We start from the raw sequence: 16,912 nt of genomic DNA, 5'->3' as shown, positions 1-16,912 counted from the left end.
CCTTATTTTTTAATGTTAAATGCGTCAAATCCCGGATAGCAGGCCGCTTCCTTCAGTTCTTCCTCAATCCTCAGCAGGCGGTTGTACTTGGCAACTCTTTCGCTTCTGCTGGGAGCTCCGGTCTTGATCTGGCAGGTATTTAAAGCCACGGCCAGATCTGCGATAGTCGTATCTTCCGTCTCTCCGGAACGGTGGGAGGAAATAGCGGTGTAACCTGCCTTATGTGCCATTTTGATAGCTTCCAGGGTCTCCGACACAGAACCGATCTGGTTCAGCTTGATCAGGATAGAATTGCCGCAGCCCAGGCCGATTCCCTTGGAAAGTCTCTGGGTGTTGGTAACAAAAAGATCGTCCCCTACCAACTGAACTTTTTCTCCCAGTTCTTTTGTCAGCATCTGCCAGCCTTCCCAGTCTTCCTCATCCAGACCGTCTTCGATAGAGTAAATAGGATATTTCTCACAGAGGCCTTTCCAGTGCTCCACCAATTCTGCAGAAGTAAATTTCTTTCCGCATTTGGGAAGAATATACTCTCCCTTCTTCTCCCCTTTCCACTCGCTGGAGGCTGCGTCCATAGCCAGGACAAAGTCTTTTCCCGGCTCGTATCCAGCCATCTTTACTGCCTCCAGAATATACTGGATAGCTTCTTCGTCACTGGCAAGATCCGGTGCAAAACCACCTTCATCTCCTACAGAGGTAGCCAGTCCTTTGGATTTCAGAAGAGACTGGAGACTGTGGAAAACCTCTGTACACCAGCGAAGGCCTTCTTTAAAACTGGGCGCTCCTGCCGGCATGATCATAAACTCCTGGACATCTACTGTGTTGGCCGCATGAGCGCCGCCGTTTAAGATATTCATCATGGGAACCGGCAGTTTATTTCCTGAAACACCGCCAAGGAAGCGGTAAAGAGGAATCTGAAGAGACGCTGCAGCGGCTCTGGCGCATGCAATGGAAACTGCCAGGATAGCATTGGCTCCCAGATTGGATTTGTCATTAGTTCCATCTAACTCAATCATAACCTTATCTATACCATAGGTGTCAGAAGCATCCATCCCTGTAAGTGTCTGGGAGATTGCTGTATTGATATTCTCTACTGCTTTCAAGACTCCTTTCCCCTGGAAACGGCCTTTATCTTTATCTCTCAGCTCCAGAGCCTCAAATTCTCCTGTAGAGGCGCCGCTTGGAGCAGCGGCCAGAGCCACAGTTCCGTCTGCCAGATATACCTGAGCTTCCACAGTAGGATTTCCTCTGGAATCAATAATTTCCCTTCCGATTACTTTTTCAATGGTCAGATTTTTCTTCATCTCTGAAATACCATCCTTTCCTATATCATTTATCCGCCTGCCAGGCAGCCAGATTCCGGTAAGGTCCTTCTGGAAAAAGGTGTCCGGTCTTTCCCCGGAAGGACCTGCTATAAAATGATTATTCACACGAGTTAGTTGTTACTAACCTATCTGTAGGATAACATTCCTGACTTTCTATGTCAAGAATTATTTGGAGGAATTTCAGAAAATAGGGGTAAAAGCGGCAAAAAATACCGCCGGAAATTTACTAATACAATTCCCGGCGGCAGTGCCTGTCCCAAAATATATATCCGGTTATTTCCGGTTTTTCTGATAAATGATATACAGCCCCTTCAGCAGCAGGTTATCATCTAAAATCACTTTTCTCCGGCAATGAGGAACGATCCTTTTAGCCAGTCCGCCAGTAGCGATTACTGTAGCCGTCTCTCCCAGTTCTTTCTCCAGCCGGTCAATGATTCCATCCATTGCTGCCGCTGCACTGTAGATCACACCGCTTTTCATACATTCTGTGGTGTTCTTTCCAATAATGTGTTCCGGAGCCTCCAGGCTGATTCCTCCAAGCTGAGAAGCATGGGCCGTCAGAGAATCCAAAGATACTCCGATACCCGGATAAATCATACCGCCAATATAGTTTTTATTCCGGTCAATAACACATACCGTATTTGCGGTACCCAGGTCAAAAATCAGCAAAGGCACCGGATATTCGGCAATCCCCGCCACAGAGTCCACCACCAGATCACTTCCCAGCTGAGCCGGGTTGTCAATCCGGATATTCAAGCCTGTCTTAATGCCCGCTCCCACGATCAGGACTTCCTTTTTCAGTATTTTTTCTACTGCCAGCTTTGCCGCCCTGGTCACCTGGGGAACCACAGAGGAAATAATCCCTCCTTCCAGCTGTTCCTGCCGGATATGGTAAATGTCCAAAACATTTTTGATATCAATGGCATATTCCAGTTCTGTCTTGGTATGGACAGTGGAAAGGCGCTCCACAAAAAGACACTCTCCTTTCTGGATACAGCCAATGACAATATTTGTATTTCCGATATCAATCGCTAAAATCATAAGTAAAACCTAATCTTTCCCTGATATTCTTTTTCATCAGCACACGTCCGATAAAGAAGGTAAGGATCCCTGCCACAATGGCTTCAGGAACTCCATTGATTCCAATAACAGATAAGATGAATCCGTATACGGCCTGGACAGCCACCTCATTGGCCGCCGCATAAGCTTCTCTGAAAAACAGAAAGATCATGTTCATGACCAGCAAAGTATTCACCAGTGCACCTGAAATTCCCGCCAGGATCAGTCCCAGATTGGAAACTCCCTTGCTTGTCCCGAACTTTTTCACTCCCTTGTAGACAAAGCAGGGAACCACTCCTACCAATATCCTGGGAACGAAGCAGATAAGGATGCTTCCGATTCCGCCGCTGAACGCTCCAAGATTATAAAAGGGTGTAAAAACAAAAGATGTGACGGTAGGGTTCATAGTGTTGTTAATGAAGCTGGTAAGGCCAAAAAGAAATCCCAGACCCGCTCCTTTCTTTGGTCCCAGAAGCAGAGACGCCAGTATAACGGGGATGTGGATAATCGTGGCTCTTGTAAATCCCAGAGGGATATATCCGAGAAAAGGGGTAAAAGCCATGATCACAATAATCGCCCCGAAAATGGCGGTCTGCACCATACTTCTGATCTGTCGTCTGTTATCTCCAGGCGTCCGCCTGGCTGCTGTGTTCTGATAATGATTCATAATTGCCTCCTTGTTATCGTTCTTTTTTGAGATACAATACTTTTGGCACAGAAATCTCTTTCTGCTCTTGTTCTTTAAGGTTCAGGCCTGATTTTACGCCTGTGCCATGTTCTTTAAAATCTGGTCCAGAATTTTTAAGGCTGCCTCCTCTTTTAACATTTTTTCAAGTGAAACTTCCTCTTTTTCTGTGATCATGGTGATCACATTGGTATTTCCGGCAAATCCTGCTCCTTCTACCTTGAGATTGTTGGCCACGATCATGTCCAGATTTTTGTTTTTCAGTTTTTTCCTGGAATTTTCCAGCATATTCTCTGTCTCCATAGAAAATCCGCAGAGAAACTGTCCCTGTTTCTTATGCTCTCCCAGATATTTGAGAATATCCCTGGTCCTTTCCATCTCCAGGGAAATATCCTCTCCCTGTTTCTTCACCTTTTCCTGGCTGACAGTTTTGGGCCGGTAGTCCGCCACTGCCGCTGCTTTGATGATAATATCCTGTTCTCCTGCCCGGCTGGTCACTTCCTGGAACATATCCTCTGCAGTTACCACAGGAACCACTTCTACAAATTCCGGCGGCGTAATCGCTGCAGGACCCGACACCAGGGTAACCTGAGCCCCTCTCAGCATGGCCATCTTTGCCAGAGCATAGCCCATTTTCCCGGATGAATGATTGGTAATGTACCGCACCGGATCTATGGGTTCCTGAGTAGGTCCTGCAGTGACCAGAACCTTCTTTCCCTCCAGATCTTTCGGGAAAGCGATCTCCTTTAGGATATACTGGAGAAGCAGCTCCGGTTCCGGCATTTTCCCCTGACCGGTATCTCCGCAGGCCAGATAACCGGAAGCCGGACTGATCACCTCACAGCCATAGTGCTCCAGTGTCTTCAGATTATCCTGAACAATGGGATTCTCGAACATCTGGGTATTCATAGCCGGCGCAAAGATTTTTTTGCAGCGGCAGGCCATCACTGTGGTGGTCAGCATGTCATCGGCAATGCCATGGGCGATCTTCCCGATCACATTGGCCGAAGCCGGAGCCACCATAACCACATCTGCTTTTTTTGCCAGTGCCACATGTTCCACATTGTACTGAAAGTTCCTGTCGAAAGTATCGATCAGGCACTTATTTCCCGTCAGAGTCTCAAAAGTAATGGGATTAATAAAGTTCTCTGCGTTTTTTGTCATCAGCATGTGTACGTCAGCATGAAGCTTTTTCAGGGCGCTGGCAAGGGAAGCGATTTTGTATGCGGCAATGCTTCCTGTCACTGCCAGCACAACTGTTTTACCTTTCAGCATAAATTTACCCCTTTTCCTTTTTTGTGAACTGCCCCTTTGGAGCTGGTTCCGTTACCGTTCCCATTATAGGGGATTCCTGTGAAAAAAGCAATTCTTTTTGGCTTCAGCCTGAGGCATACTTCTCTCCCTCTTCCCTGATCCGTCAAACAGATGACAGGCTACTTCATGCTCTTCTCCAATCATCTTCAGTACAGGGCGCTCTTTCCTGCACAATTCCCTGCAAGATTCGCAGCGGGTCTGGAAAGGGCAGCCCGGAGGCATATCCAGAGGACTGGGGATCTCGCTGTCCATTGGCTCTATCTTTTTATAAAAGTCCATCTTCGGATCAAAAATGGAATCAATCAAAGTACGTGTATAAGGGTGCTTTGCCTTTTCCACCTCCTCGCCGGGAATGATCTCCACAATATTTCCCAGATACATGACAGCGATCTGATAGGCAAAAGACTGGATCAGTCCCAGATCATGGGCGATAAATCCGATGGCAATATTTTTTTCTTTCTGCAGCCTGCAGACCAGTTGGATAATGGTTTTCTGCACAGACACATCTAAGGCGCAGGTAGCTTCATCCATGATGATCAGTTCCGGTTCCAGGGCAATAGCCCGGGCAATGGCAATTCTCTGCCGCTGCCCGCCGGACATACTGTGGGGAAAACGGTCTGCAAAGTCGCCGGGAAGGTCTACAGCTTTCAGAAGTTTCCGGGCTGTCTCCTCTTTCTGCGAAGCCTTGATCCGGCCGAAGTTCATAAGAGGTTCGCAGAGAATATCCCGGATACGCATTTTGGGATGAAAGGAACTGTTAGGATCCTGAAAAACCATCTGGATATGCTGGCGGGTCTGACGCAGTTCCTCTCCTTTCAGCTTTGTCAGATCCTTTCCCCTGAAAATAATCTCCCCTTCAGTGGGAATGTCCAGCCGCACTACAAGACGCATAAAAGTAGATTTTCCGCAGCCGGACTCTCCGATCAGTCCCAGAGTTTTCCCCTTGTAAAATTTCAGATTAACGTCGTTGCAGGCGGTCAGCACTCTGCCCCCTGAAGCAGGAAAACGGCGGGTCACATGTCTTGCCTCCAGCAGCAAGTCCTTTTCATCAAACATAACGCTCACCTCCCAGAGAAGGAACCGCCTCTAAAAGTTCCTGTGTATAAATGCTGCGGCCCCCTTTCAGGATCTGATCCCGGCTGCCGGTATCTGCAATCTGTCCCTCTTTCATTACCAGGATCTGATCGGACATATAAGCTGCAACTCCCAAATTGTGGGTAACCATAATAATACTTGTTCCCCACTCCTCCCGCAGTTCCATCATCTGCCTTACGATCTGGGCCTGGGTAGTCACGTCCAGTGCAGAAGTAGGCTCATCTGCCAGCAATAGCTTTGGCTGAAAGGTCATAGCCATGGCAATGCCTACCCGCTGCCGCATACCGCCGGAAAGCTGGAAGGGATAAGATTTCATAATATTGTCACTGCTTGGCAGACGCATCTGTTCAAGCATTTCCCGTCCTTTTTCCCAGGCAGCTTTCCTGCTGATCTTTTCGTGAGTGCGGATATATTCCACAAAGACACTGCCGATTTTTCTGATAGGATTCAGCATGGCGCCGGAATCCTGAAAGATCATAGACATATCTGTGCCCCGGAGATTTCTCCACTCTTCCGCTGTGTTTTCCAGCAGGCATTTTCCTTCAAACAAGATGTCCCCTTCTGTGACCTTGCCCCCTCCCGGCAGCAGGCCAAGCACAGCCCGGATCACGGTGGTTTTCCCTGAGCCGGACTCGCCTACGATAGAAGCAATCTCTCCTTTTTTAAGGTCCATACTAAAGTTTTTAACCGTAGGACGGTCTCCATAGGATATGGTAACATTTTTTATCTCAAGCATAAAATCCCCTCCTACTCATCTTTAGGATCCAGAACATCCCGAAGGGCGTCTCCCAGCAGATTAAAGACCACCACTACAATAAAAATCGCCGCTCCCGGGAAGATCATCATCCAGGAAGCATTCTGGATATACTGGCGGCCTTCGTTGAGCATCAGGCCCCATTCAGGCGTAGGCGCCTTGGCGCCGAAGCCAAGGAAAGAAAGCCCTGCCAGTTCCAGCATCATGCCTCCGATATCAGTAGCAGCTGTAATGACCAAGGTAGGAAGAACATTAGGGATCATATATTTCCGCAGTATATAAAAGGTCCTGGAACCTGTGACCACGGCGGCTGCCACATAATCCTGATTCCGGATCTTCAGCACCAGGCTCCGGGCAAGTCTGGCATATTTTGTCCAGCTTACCAAGGCTACTGCGATCACCGCATTTTTGATGCTTGCCCCCAGGACACCGGCAATGGCCATAGCGAAGACCATCCCGGGAAAAGATACCATCAGGTCTGCGATACGCATGATCACAGTATCTATCCAGCCGCCGAAATAACCGGCCAGAACTCCCAGGACCGTCCCCAGCACAAAAATAAGAATCACTACAGAGAAGGCCGCCACAAGACTGGTCCGGGCTCCATAGATCACCCGGGTAAAAATGTCACGCCCCAGTTTGTCGGTTCCGAAAATATGTTCTTTGCCGGGAGGCTTTAGAGCGTCCCCCAGCACGGCCTCTGAAGGACTGACCCCGTCTGTGATGACCGGGGCAAAAACAGCCGTAAGGATAATCAGAAGGGCGAGGAAAGCAAAGAAACAAAAGGACTTGTTTTTTATGATAAAATTTCTGATTTTCATTCTCCTCTACCTCTTTTCTTTCATTCTTGGATCAACCAGGTTATAGGAAATATCCACCAGCAGATTAACCGCCATATAGATCAGAGAAATCCATAAGACGTACCCCTGGATCAGGGGATAATCATATGCTGTTATGGCAGATACCGCCAGATTCCCCAGTCCGGGATAGGTAAAGATAACCTCCACCACAGCAGTGCCCCCCAATAGAGAGCCGAGGGACAGTCCCAGCATGGTCAGCAGAGGCAGCAGGGAATTGGGAAATACATTAATCCACAGGATTTTCCATTCCTTTACTCCTCTGGCTCTTGCTCCTACAACATAATCCTGGCTCAGCTCCTCCAGAATCGCCGTACGTACCTGACGGGTATACTTGGCAGACATGGCAAACGCAAGGGTGACTGCCGGAAGTATCATACTTTGAAAGTCCCCTCCCGAACAGACTACAGGCAGAAGCTTCAAACGGACGCAGAAAAACAGCATCAGCAGCAGACCTACCCAGAAATTCGGCATGGATACGCCAAAAAATGTGAGGCCCCGGAGACCGTAATCCACAAGGCTGTTCTTGTGAGTAGCCTGTATCATGCCCAGGGGAACGGCTATCACAAGCATCAGGATCAAGGAAAAAACAGACAGCTTCAGCGTAGGCCAGAGCCTATTCAAAAGTAAAGCGGAAACAGAGTTGTTATAGGCATAAGATGTGCCGAAGTCTCCATGAAGACATCCTGTCAGCCAGTCAAAATACTGGACCAGTACGGGCCGGTTCAGACCCATAGCCTCCCGTGTCTGCTGGATGACCTCTTCGCTTGGTACAACTCCGGAAGCCGCATACATGGTGCGCACCGGATCGCCAGGTGCCAGGTAAGTGATCAAAAATGACAAAAAACTGATTCCCAAGGCTACAAGGATCATCTGGATCAGTCTTTTTCCTAAGTATTTTGCAGTCAAAATTTTCTCTCCTTTCTGCACAGGCATCGCCTGGAGCGGACAATCTGCATTTCCCGAAAAAGCTATGCTTTTCCGGGAAAACTGAAATACCCTCATCAAGACTGGGCCGCAGGATATATTTCATTGGTAAGCCAGTAATAATCTGCCGTATGGATCGCTGCGCCGCCGATAGTAGCGTTTCTGGAGATCATAGAGCTGTTATAATAGCCGTGAACCACCACAGCCGCATCATCAAGAAGGATCTGCTGCATCCTCTGAATAATGTCACGGCGCTCGTCTTCATCAAAAGTAGTACTCAGCTGATTGTATAATTCATCATATTCATCATTCTGATAGCCGCAGTAATCAGAGCCTGAGTCAGAACACCACGCAGCCAGATATTCTGTAGGATCTCCGGTGCCTACTGTGGTCCAATTGGATCCGTTTAAGTCAAAATCCCCGGACTGGTAGCTGTCCCACTGGCGGGCAGAATCCCCCAGTTCCAGATCAACCCCGATGCCGATTTCCGCAAGCTGCTGTTGAATGGCTTCTGCAAAATCATCCAGGCAGCGGTTGGAATAGGTCACATAATGGAGGACCACTTCCTGTCCGTCCAGCTCCCGGGTTCCGTCACCGTTAGTATCCACAATTCCCGCTTCATCCAGAAGCTGTATTGCCGCCTTCTGGTCATAGGGATAAGGATCCGTCAGATTCTCATATCCATAGTCCAGATTGGAAGGCAGGACCGAATAGCCGGAAGTATACAATCCGCCTACTGTAACAGAACACATGGTCTCGTCGTCCAGAGCCATCAGCACTGCTTCACGGAGGGTCTTATTGGACAGCAGCCTGCCTTCGGCCATATTCATGTGAGCCAGGCCGGTGCGGACACTGCTGGCAATGGTAACGGTAAATTCAGGGTTCTCCCGAAGAGTATTCAGGTCACTGATATTTGTCACGTTTTCAGCCAGATCCAGCTGGCCGGACTGAAGGGCCATAGCCTTTGCAGAGGCATCTCCCATATACAGCAGCTCGACAGATTCAAAAGGAACCTCACCGTCCCAGTAATATTCATTGGCTGCCATGGTATAGCCCACCTCTTCCTGAAAATCAGCGGCCACATAGGGGCCGGTTCCGATGGGACTGTGATCATAATCTGTGGTATGTTCCACGTCCAGAATAGCCATAACCGGATAAGCCAGATTTTTGGTCAGATCCACATACGGGGTGGTGGTCCGTATCGTCAGATTTCCCGTCTCATTGTCGGCAGTGATCTCTGCATCTGTTTCCAGATAAACCTGGGGAGCCGATGAGCCATTGGGGCCTTCTTCAAATAACCGTTCAAAACTTGCTTTCACAGCTTCCGGAGTCAGGTCGCAGCCGTCAGAAAACTTCACGCCTTCCCGGATATGAAACACCCATTCTGTATGATCATCATTGACTGTATAAGTATCGCACAGGGTATTGACCACATTCATAGAGTTGTCGAATTTAAACAGACACTCTCCCACCCCATAGCGGGAAAGATTCCAGGCACAGTTTATTTCTGCGGCAGGATCAAGGCCGCCGCCGCTGTAGTTCTGTATCCCGAAGGTCATCGACCTGCCCCCGGAACTGTCCTGTTCTGTTTCATAGGCTTCCTGGTTCACTTCATCCTCCCGGTTTCCCGAACCGGTTCCCGGGATGCTTGCAGATTCTGTACTTTCTCCCCAGCATCCGGTCATACTGGCGGCGGTCAGTAGGGAGAGCAGCAGTAATGGGAATACTTTTTTCGCTTTCATACTTTTTACCTCTTCTTTCTTTTGCAGTTTCATTCAATCTGGCAGTTCTCTGCCCTACCTCTCGCACTCAAAATTTTATTCTGTGGGACAGTTCAAAGAACTTTCCTATAGAATAAAAAAGACCGTAACTATATGTTACGGTCGGCAGGATATCACATAAAAAGCAGCAGAGATAGAAAAGTACAAAAAAGTGTATAAATTCCCTGATGCCGGTTTATTAATGAGCACTCCCATCGTCCGTAAGAAGCTCAAGGTAAAAGGATAAGCAGGTCTCCTGACTTATGCTCAACGCTCGCCGTGCCTTCCCAAGGTCAAACCTCAGTGACATCATACGGTCTGCTCACAATCACAGTGACGGGATCGTTTCGGATTCTCACCGAATTCCCATTTAATCCATCTCTGGAACTTTTCCTCTGGCATATGTGGCCAAATTATGAATTTGTCGTTTATAACCATAGCACTGTCCTCTATGCTTGTCAAGGTTTTCTAAAACGTAGTATCACACAATTACAAATGCAGCTCAAAGTCCTCTTTTAAAGACTCTGAGCCGCATTTTATTCCTGCTATGCAGTATTATCTATTCTGTTTTGGTTCAGATAATCGGTACTATCTTTTCTTTCTGACATAAATTCCCACACCTGACAGCACAAGGATTCCAGCCAATGCCAGGCATCCATAAAGGACCACCGGTGTTTCGTCTCCTGTTTTTACGGAATTTTTATTTTCAGTCCCGGATTTTACCTGATTCACCGGCGTTCCTTTTTTCACCTCATTTGTCTTTTTCAATTCTTGATCCTGTTTCTCATCTGCGGCCTCCTGGGCATTTTCCGGGTTTTGGGAGTCCTGAGAACTTTCCGGTTCCTGGGAGTTCTGCTGGTTATCTGGATCCTGAGTGCTTCCCGGTTCCTGTGGATTCTGTGGATTTTCCGGTTCCTCAGGATTCTGTGGATCTTCGGCGCCTTCCGGAACCTCTATACTTCCAAAATCTGCTAAAGCAAAAAGGCTGAAGCCTGGAGTCTGAAATACAACCGTTCCTTCTTCTGAAGCTGAGACAAGCTCTGTCATAGATTTATCCTCATTCTGATGATAAACTTTTACAGATTCGCCAAAGGTCTCCGGCTTCGGTACGGAAACCGTTACCATATTTCCATCTTCCGGTTGATATGTTCCGCCGTTTTCATCCACCAGTTTAATATCATAAATCCTGAAGTCTTCTCCTCCCTGACCGGTAATGTAGTCGCTGATCAGTCCGTAGTCCTGTCCGTAGGCCTCATCTCCTTCTGATACAGCATTCACCTGAAGCATTACAGAATCGGGAATTCCCTGGGCAGTTGCACTTATCCCTGTAGCCTCATCTGTCTTATTCCACAGGATCTCCTCCGGAGTCTCCGGTCCTTCCTCGGACTGGAAGATCATATAAGGCGCCAGAGGCGGATTCACTCTCCATACGGAACCGTCTTTGCGCAGTGCGTTATAAGTTCCATATTCTCCGCTTATTTCCTCTACAGATGACAGGATCTGATATCCCTCCTCTGTTCCATTTACCCAAAGGGTTCCGTCATTAAGAAGGAATAGACGATCCAGGCTGCTCTTTACATCAGAAGCATATAATTCTACGGTATCATCATAGCGGATCCAATAGTAATCCTTCCCTTTTACATAATAATTCAGGCTTCCGGAATCTTCAATCCTCTCCACCTCTGTGTCCAGGACCTGACCGTTTCCGGAATAAAGGGTTCCCTGGGAAATATAGGCGCCATTTTCGCAGAAATCAGTAACCTGATCTGCTATTTGCTCATAATCATTAGAATTCCTTTGCCACAGAATCCCTTCTGTGTCCAGAATATACTGGCCTTTTACTTCCCGAATAGGATTTTCCAGGTCATAAGTCGTTTCAGTAAAGAATCCGGTATTCAGAAAGTAGATTGCAGAACCATCCTCCAGATATGCATAATTTCCGGATACATGGTCTACACCGGGCACTACACGAAGCTCCCGGGGTCTTGCTTCCCCTTCCTCATACTGGTATTCCCAATAGTGATAAGCTCCTTCACTGTCTATGTAGCCTGTAGGCGTTATGGTCCGGACATTATCCGCTACCCATACCTCTGATTCGTAAGCGCCTGTATCCGCATTTGCCGGCCAGTAATAGAGAGTAGAGTTTTCATCCAAAACGGTCAGATCCGACAAAATACGATTGCCGTAATATACTCTGCAGGATACATAGTTTGTCACTTTTCGTTCACTGGGAATGGTTTCCGCCATCTCTCCCGACAGATCCCAGATTTCTCCGTCATATAAAAGCATATCGGAATTAGTATCTGTAAACTGGGGAAGGGTATGGATATTCTCGTTTTCCTCCACTTCCTCTTGTACCGGCGAAATATTTACAGGTATCTCTTTTGTTGCATTTCCCACAGCAGCCACAACTGTCCCGCTTCCGGTTCCCAGAATTTCAATCTGAACGCCGCTGCCGCCGTAACTGCCATCTATCTGGATAATATCATTGTCCTGGGTAGAAAAACTCGCCTCAAAAATCCTAAAGTGGGAAGAAACAGGACTTACATAATAGCTTCCGCTGTTTTCCATAAGATTCACCGGTTCAAAGGAAACATAGTCCCGGAAGATTTCTTCTGCTGCCGGCGCCTCGGCACTTAAATCCACTAAAATCTCACTTGATTTCACATCATCTGCGATCACGGAAACAGGATTTCCATTAATGAGCAGGCTGTTCAGATTCGTCAATTGACTCAAAGAAGGAATTTCTGTAATCTGGTTATAGCCCACATCAATCTGCGTAAGTTTCTCCAGGCCTGTCAAAGGGCTCAGATCCGTAAGACCTCCATAATTGCTGGTAAGGCTTGTGAGATTCACTGCATATTCCAGACCTTCCAAAGAATCTGCCCCGCCGCAGTTCAGATAAGTCAGTCTTTCCAATACTTCTTTTGTGATCGGTTCTGTTTCATCCAGGCCCAGAGTATTCCGGATTTCTTCTGCGACCCTGGAATCTGTTACCAGGTCTCCCACAGCTTTCTGTACCTGCAAAGAATTGGCGTCAGTTTTAGCCCCCGGTGTACTCTGGATATCTTCGGTATTCTCCGGTATATTTATGGTATCTTCGGTATTGTCCGGTATACTCTGGGTATCTATACTATCTTCCGGTATACTCTGGGTATCCTCGGTATTTTCCGGTATGCTTTGGATATCCCCGTTATTTTCCGGTGCGCTCTGGGTATCGCCCCCATCTTCCGGAGTACTCTGGGTATCTCTGCTGTCATCTGATATACTTTGGATCTCTCCGGTATCTCCTGGTACATTCCCAGGCTTTTCGGCGGCCTTTGGCTCTGTCTTCTCCTTTTTATCTGCAGAAGAAGAGTTCCCGGTGCCGGATTCTGTTTCTTTGGAATCTGCCTCTTGATTCCGGCTGCCCGGCTCTGCGGTTTCCTCTGAGGAATTCTTTTCCTGAGCTGTACTCTCTGTCTGGCTACTTTCCGATGCTGCGTAGAGTACACTGCTGCTGGATAAGGTCAAAGCCGCTGCCAGTACCATGGCAAACACTTTTTTTGCTTTCATAAAACTTCTTTCCTTTCCCTTTATTTGAAAACAGATGTCTTCCTAGTGATTATTCGTCTTTCTTTCCGTCTTTTCAATATGTGCTGTTCACTGTGCCTGACTATTTTAATTGCTCCAGATACTCCTGCACTTCCCCCGGAAGAGTAAGATCCGGCCTGTCCTGTATCTGCATTCCCCAAAAGCTGGTGCGTTCCAGGATCTGCTCCATCTTTTCCGGAATTACGGTCATCTCATCGGTACATAGCCCAAGGATCTTTTGATTCCCTGTACTGGCTCCATACATTCTTCCCTGTTCCAGCATTTCCAGATAAAAAAGATACTCCTGCTTTTCATAGGGGTTTAATGCAATGGCTTTCCTCTGGCTCTCAATTACCATTTCATAATCTTTGTCCCGGTTTCCCAGCAGCGCCCTGGTGCTCCAGGCTACTGCGGATCTGGAATTGCAGCTTAAGATCCGCCCTGAAATTTCTTCCGCCTTTTCCAGAGAATCTCCATACATCAGCATTCTTTCCCCTGCATCCGTGTACCAGGGAAACATCTGATAAGCAGCTTCATCCTGCCCTATATAGAAAAAAATTCCCATAAGGGAAAAATATCCCCACACAAGACAGCCTGCCGCCCCCGGCAGAACCGGCAGCCCCTTCTTCCATCCTGCCTGTTTCCTTCTTCCCTCTGTGTCTGCACACAGTAAAAGGAGACAAAACATGACCAGAAACTGCAGGTCGAAATCCATCAGACAGTGAACTGCTGTCAGGATCAGAATCATTCTTTGGACCGGAAGCTTGCCCCCGGAAAACAGTTCCCTGACCAGCGCAGCTGTGAAAAATAATCCGGGAAGCACCCCTGCATCCAGCATAAATTGAAGATATTCATTATGGATAAACTGGACCTGATAGACTCCCGTCTGATAAAGTCCCTGTATATAGGAATAGCCTCTATAGCCCAGGCCCAGGGGATGATCTGCAAGTATCCGGATCCCGTCATTCCAATAAAGGATCCTTCCCAGAAAGGTACTGGAATGAAGGGAAGAAGTCAGAAATCTGCCAATATTCTGATAATCTCCTGTAAAAGAAACGTAAAGGATTCCTGCTGTGCCGGACAGCACCAGGAGCAGCAGATGGAACCACCGGTGTTTCTTCTCCTTTATGCCGATAAAGACAAGCCACAGGGCTCCAAGAAAAAAAACGCTCCTGCTCCCTGTAAAAAGGATTCCCATATACAGGCAAAACACAAAAAACCGGTATCTGCCCCTTTTCTTCTCCAGGTAAAACAAAATCACCATTCCCAAAAGGAAATACAGGGCCATAGTGTTGGAATACTGGAAACTTCCTCCCAGCCTTCCGGAAAGGAAAAAAACAGATTTTCCTATTCCGGTCACAAAGGCCCCCATACTGATCCCCAGGATCAGAAGTCCGGTCCAGGGAACTGCTTTCAGGATTTCCGCCTTCTCCTGTACCGTAAACTGCATGACCGTCAGGAGGAAAAGAAGCAGGGGGATCACCTTCAAAAATCCCAGAAAACTCATTCCTCTGTCAACGCCCCAAAACACAGCCAGGCCATATCCCAGGCAGAGTACAGCAAGGGCTGTCCCCGTTATATTAAAACAAAAAGAAAGCTGCCCCCTTCTCTTCCACAGCCACAGTAAAAAAAGGCACAAAAAAATTCCCGACAGATAGGCTGTATACTCATAAAATCCTCCGAATAAAAGTGATATCCCTCCCAGAAATATCTGAAGGATCCTTATTTCTGTTTTTCTCATCTTCCCCTCCGATTCTTTTTTTTTCAATCCTATCTCCCCAAAAACTGCCCTGCAATATGTGCTTGTCTCAGTGCCGGATTTTATTTTTTCACTTTTCTTGCAGGATCGTCCATTGTTTTTTATAATGAAGGAAATATCCGGATCCGGGGAGGAAATCTGCCATGTCTGAATTCAGTGAAAAATGCCGGGAAATTCTTCTGGCTACAGGTACAAACGTATATCAGCTTTCTCAAATGTCCGGCCTTGACCGTACATCTCTTCAAAGAATGATCACAGGGAAAAGACTGCCCCGTCTTTCCTTTGTCCGGGAGTTCTGCAGTTATCTGCGCATTGACTCTGACGAAAAAAAGGAACTGCTGGAACTCTACGAAGCAGAGCGTATCGGAAAGGCCGCCTTTGAAAATCGGAAATATGCAGAAAAATTTTTAAGAAATCTGGATGAAGGAAACCTTCTTCCTCCCTTTCCGTCTCAGCTTTCTCGTGAAAGCCTGAAGGCGATCAACAGCTTCTTTGGGGACTGTTTTTCTCAGGAATTTTTTTCTGAAATATTTACAAATCTTCCGGGATTTCAGGATTTCTTCTATCAAAAACTCCTCCATATGAAGGAAGCTTTCAAAAAAGAGCTTCCTGTTTATCATCTGCTGGATTTTTATCCCAATCCGGAGCATTTTCCGGAAGGAAGAAAGAATATGGAAACCATCTCCGGTATCCTCTTTCCTTTTCTCAATGGATATATGGATTATCATCCCCGGTGTTTTTACAGCAAAACCAGTACTTTAAGCAGCCATCTGCTTTTCCCCTATTATCTCGGGTCCAGAAACAGTCTGCTCCTGTTTACCGGAGATTTTTCCTCTTTTCTCCAAATCCGGACCTCTTCTGTCTGCAGAGCCTGCTATGAAGAATTCTTCCATATATGGGAAAGTGCCTCTGCTTTTATTCTTCCTGCCTGGGAGGACGGGGAAGCCCCTTCCCTATATACTTCTGCACCTGTAAGCTGCGGAATAAACTATTTCCCTTTGGACCTGAAGCACTCTTTCTCCGGTCCCGCTAAGCCTTTGTATCTGTTTTCGCCGGAAAGTCTGGCAGAGATACTCAGGGCCAGTCAGGATTCCGCTGCTGCAGCAGAATTTTTCACCAAAAAAGGAAGCCTCTTCCTCTTGAAGGAGGAAATGCTCCCTATAAAAAATGTCTGTATAAAAATTTTTTCAGATTACTCCCTTTCCATTACTTTACCTCTGAAAGAAAGTAAAAAGCTTTCCGTTTATCTGAAGGAAAGCGGAACCGGTTTTGCTTTCCTGGATTATTTTACTGCGCTTTCCCAGGGAGATGCCGTGTATACCGACCTCCGGCAGTCTCGTATTCTGGACTGGCTTCTGAAATCTCTCCATAATACAGCCGGCTTTCCCCCTGCCTGACCATATCAGGCAGAAGGGTAAGAAGCTTTCTTCGCATGGTTCCTTTTTTTATATCCTGAACAGTCTCCTTCTGATTTTTATAAATTCCCAGTTCTTTTGTATCTTTCCATGCTTCCCCGAAAGATACAAAAACCGTCAGTCTGGCTATAAGCAGGCTTTCTCCTGCCTCATTTTTTTCCTCCGAAAAATCCAGCAAAAAAACAAGTTCTTTTTCATCATCTGTTTTTCCCCAGAGTTTTTCCTTAATCCTGCTGTAAATTTCCCCGGATTCTGCCTGCTCCATTTCTTTTAAAATTGCTCTGCAAAGAGTATCTGCCCATTCCATGATCTGATGTATCTGCATGACCCCTATTGTCTTCTCCTTTCACAAGATCACAGGATAATCCTGACCTTATGATAAAGTTACTATA

At 47.1% G+C, this 16,912-nt stretch carries 13 protein-coding genes and 1 riboswitch; of the genes, 1 reads left to right on the top strand and 12 read right to left on the bottom strand.

Going from position 1 to position 16,912, the window contains the following annotated elements; all coding sequences use genetic code 11:
- Positions 1-2: 2 nt before the first annotated feature.
- The 11 genes from eno to B5G33_RS09555 form a co-directional block, all read right to left on the bottom strand.
- The gene (eno, locus tag B5G33_RS09605; RefSeq protein WP_087274344.1) at positions 3-1,301 is read right to left on the bottom strand and encodes a phosphopyruvate hydratase; all 1,299 of its coding nucleotides are present in this window, start codon (positions 1,299-1,301) and stop codon (positions 3-5) included.
- Between the two features lie 294 nt (positions 1,302-1,595).
- Positions 1,596-2,363, bottom strand: coding sequence for a type III pantothenate kinase (locus B5G33_RS09600; RefSeq protein ID WP_087417497.1), 768 nt, complete (start codon positions 2,361-2,363; stop codon positions 1,596-1,598).
- Positions 2,347-3,048, bottom strand: coding sequence for an ECF transporter S component (locus tag B5G33_RS09595; RefSeq protein ID WP_087417496.1), 702 nt, complete (start codon positions 3,046-3,048; stop codon positions 2,347-2,349). The genes B5G33_RS09600 and B5G33_RS09595 overlap by 17 nt, the downstream gene beginning before the upstream one ends.
- 93 nt (positions 3,049-3,141) lie before the next feature.
- Positions 3,142-4,341: a bifunctional phosphopantothenoylcysteine decarboxylase/phosphopantothenate--cysteine ligase CoaBC gene (gene coaBC / locus B5G33_RS09590; protein WP_087417495.1), complete on the bottom strand. Its 1,200-nt coding sequence runs from the start codon at positions 4,339-4,341 to the stop codon at positions 3,142-3,144.
- A gap of 63 nt (positions 4,342-4,404) precedes the next feature.
- Complete coding sequence (locus tag B5G33_RS09585) at positions 4,405-5,436, bottom strand: oligopeptide/dipeptide ABC transporter ATP-binding protein (protein ID WP_087417494.1); 1,032 nt, start codon at positions 5,434-5,436, stop codon at positions 4,405-4,407.
- On the bottom strand, positions 5,429-6,211 hold the full coding sequence (locus B5G33_RS09580; RefSeq protein ID WP_087417493.1) for an ABC transporter ATP-binding protein: 783 nt from the start codon (positions 6,209-6,211) through the stop codon (positions 5,429-5,431). Before B5G33_RS09580 ends, B5G33_RS09585 begins: the two co-directional genes overlap by 8 nt.
- Positions 6,212-6,222: 11 nt before the next feature.
- The gene (gene nikC, locus B5G33_RS09575) at positions 6,223-7,050 is read right to left on the bottom strand and encodes a nickel transporter permease (protein WP_087417492.1); all 828 of its coding nucleotides are present in this window, start codon (positions 7,048-7,050) and stop codon (positions 6,223-6,225) included.
- 6 nt (positions 7,051-7,056) lie between these two features.
- Entirely contained in the window at positions 7,057-7,995 is a 939-nt protein-coding gene (gene nikB / locus B5G33_RS09570; RefSeq protein WP_242974627.1) for a nickel ABC transporter permease, read from the bottom strand.
- A gap of 95 nt (positions 7,996-8,090) precedes the next feature.
- Positions 8,091-9,755 (bottom strand): ABC transporter substrate-binding protein, encoded by a 1,665-nt coding sequence (locus B5G33_RS09565; RefSeq protein ID WP_087417549.1) that lies wholly within the window; start codon positions 9,753-9,755, stop codon positions 8,091-8,093.
- 247 nt (positions 9,756-10,002) lie between these two features.
- A riboswitch (cobalamin riboswitch) is annotated at positions 10,003-10,180 on the bottom strand.
- A 181-nt stretch (positions 10,181-10,361) separates the two neighbouring features.
- The gene (locus B5G33_RS09560) at positions 10,362-13,328 is read right to left on the bottom strand and encodes a hypothetical protein (RefSeq protein ID WP_087417491.1); all 2,967 of its coding nucleotides are present in this window, start codon (positions 13,326-13,328) and stop codon (positions 10,362-10,364) included.
- Positions 13,329-13,428: 100 nt separating this feature from the next.
- Complete coding sequence (locus B5G33_RS09555; RefSeq protein ID WP_143276513.1) at positions 13,429-15,087, bottom strand: O-antigen ligase family protein; 1,659 nt, start codon at positions 15,085-15,087, stop codon at positions 13,429-13,431.
- Positions 15,088-15,248: 161 nt separating this feature from the next.
- Between B5G33_RS09555 and B5G33_RS09550 the strand changes: the two genes are divergently transcribed.
- On the top strand, positions 15,249-16,502 hold the full coding sequence (locus B5G33_RS09550; RefSeq protein WP_087417489.1) for a helix-turn-helix domain-containing protein: 1,254 nt from the start codon (positions 15,249-15,251) through the stop codon (positions 16,500-16,502).
- On the opposite strand, the gene B5G33_RS21105 is transcribed toward B5G33_RS09550, so the two are convergent.
- The gene (locus B5G33_RS21105) at positions 16,393-16,845 is read right to left on the bottom strand and encodes a hypothetical protein (protein ID WP_143276512.1); all 453 of its coding nucleotides are present in this window, start codon (positions 16,843-16,845) and stop codon (positions 16,393-16,395) included. The genes B5G33_RS09550 and B5G33_RS21105 overlap by 110 nt on opposite strands.
- Positions 16,846-16,912 lie beyond the last annotated feature (67 nt).

This window comes from Blautia sp. An81 (genome assembly GCF_002161285.1).
GTDB lineage: Bacteria > Bacillota > Clostridia > Lachnospirales > Lachnospiraceae > Blautia > Blautia ornithocaccae.
This window is presented reverse-complemented; position numbering and strand designations above follow the sequence as displayed.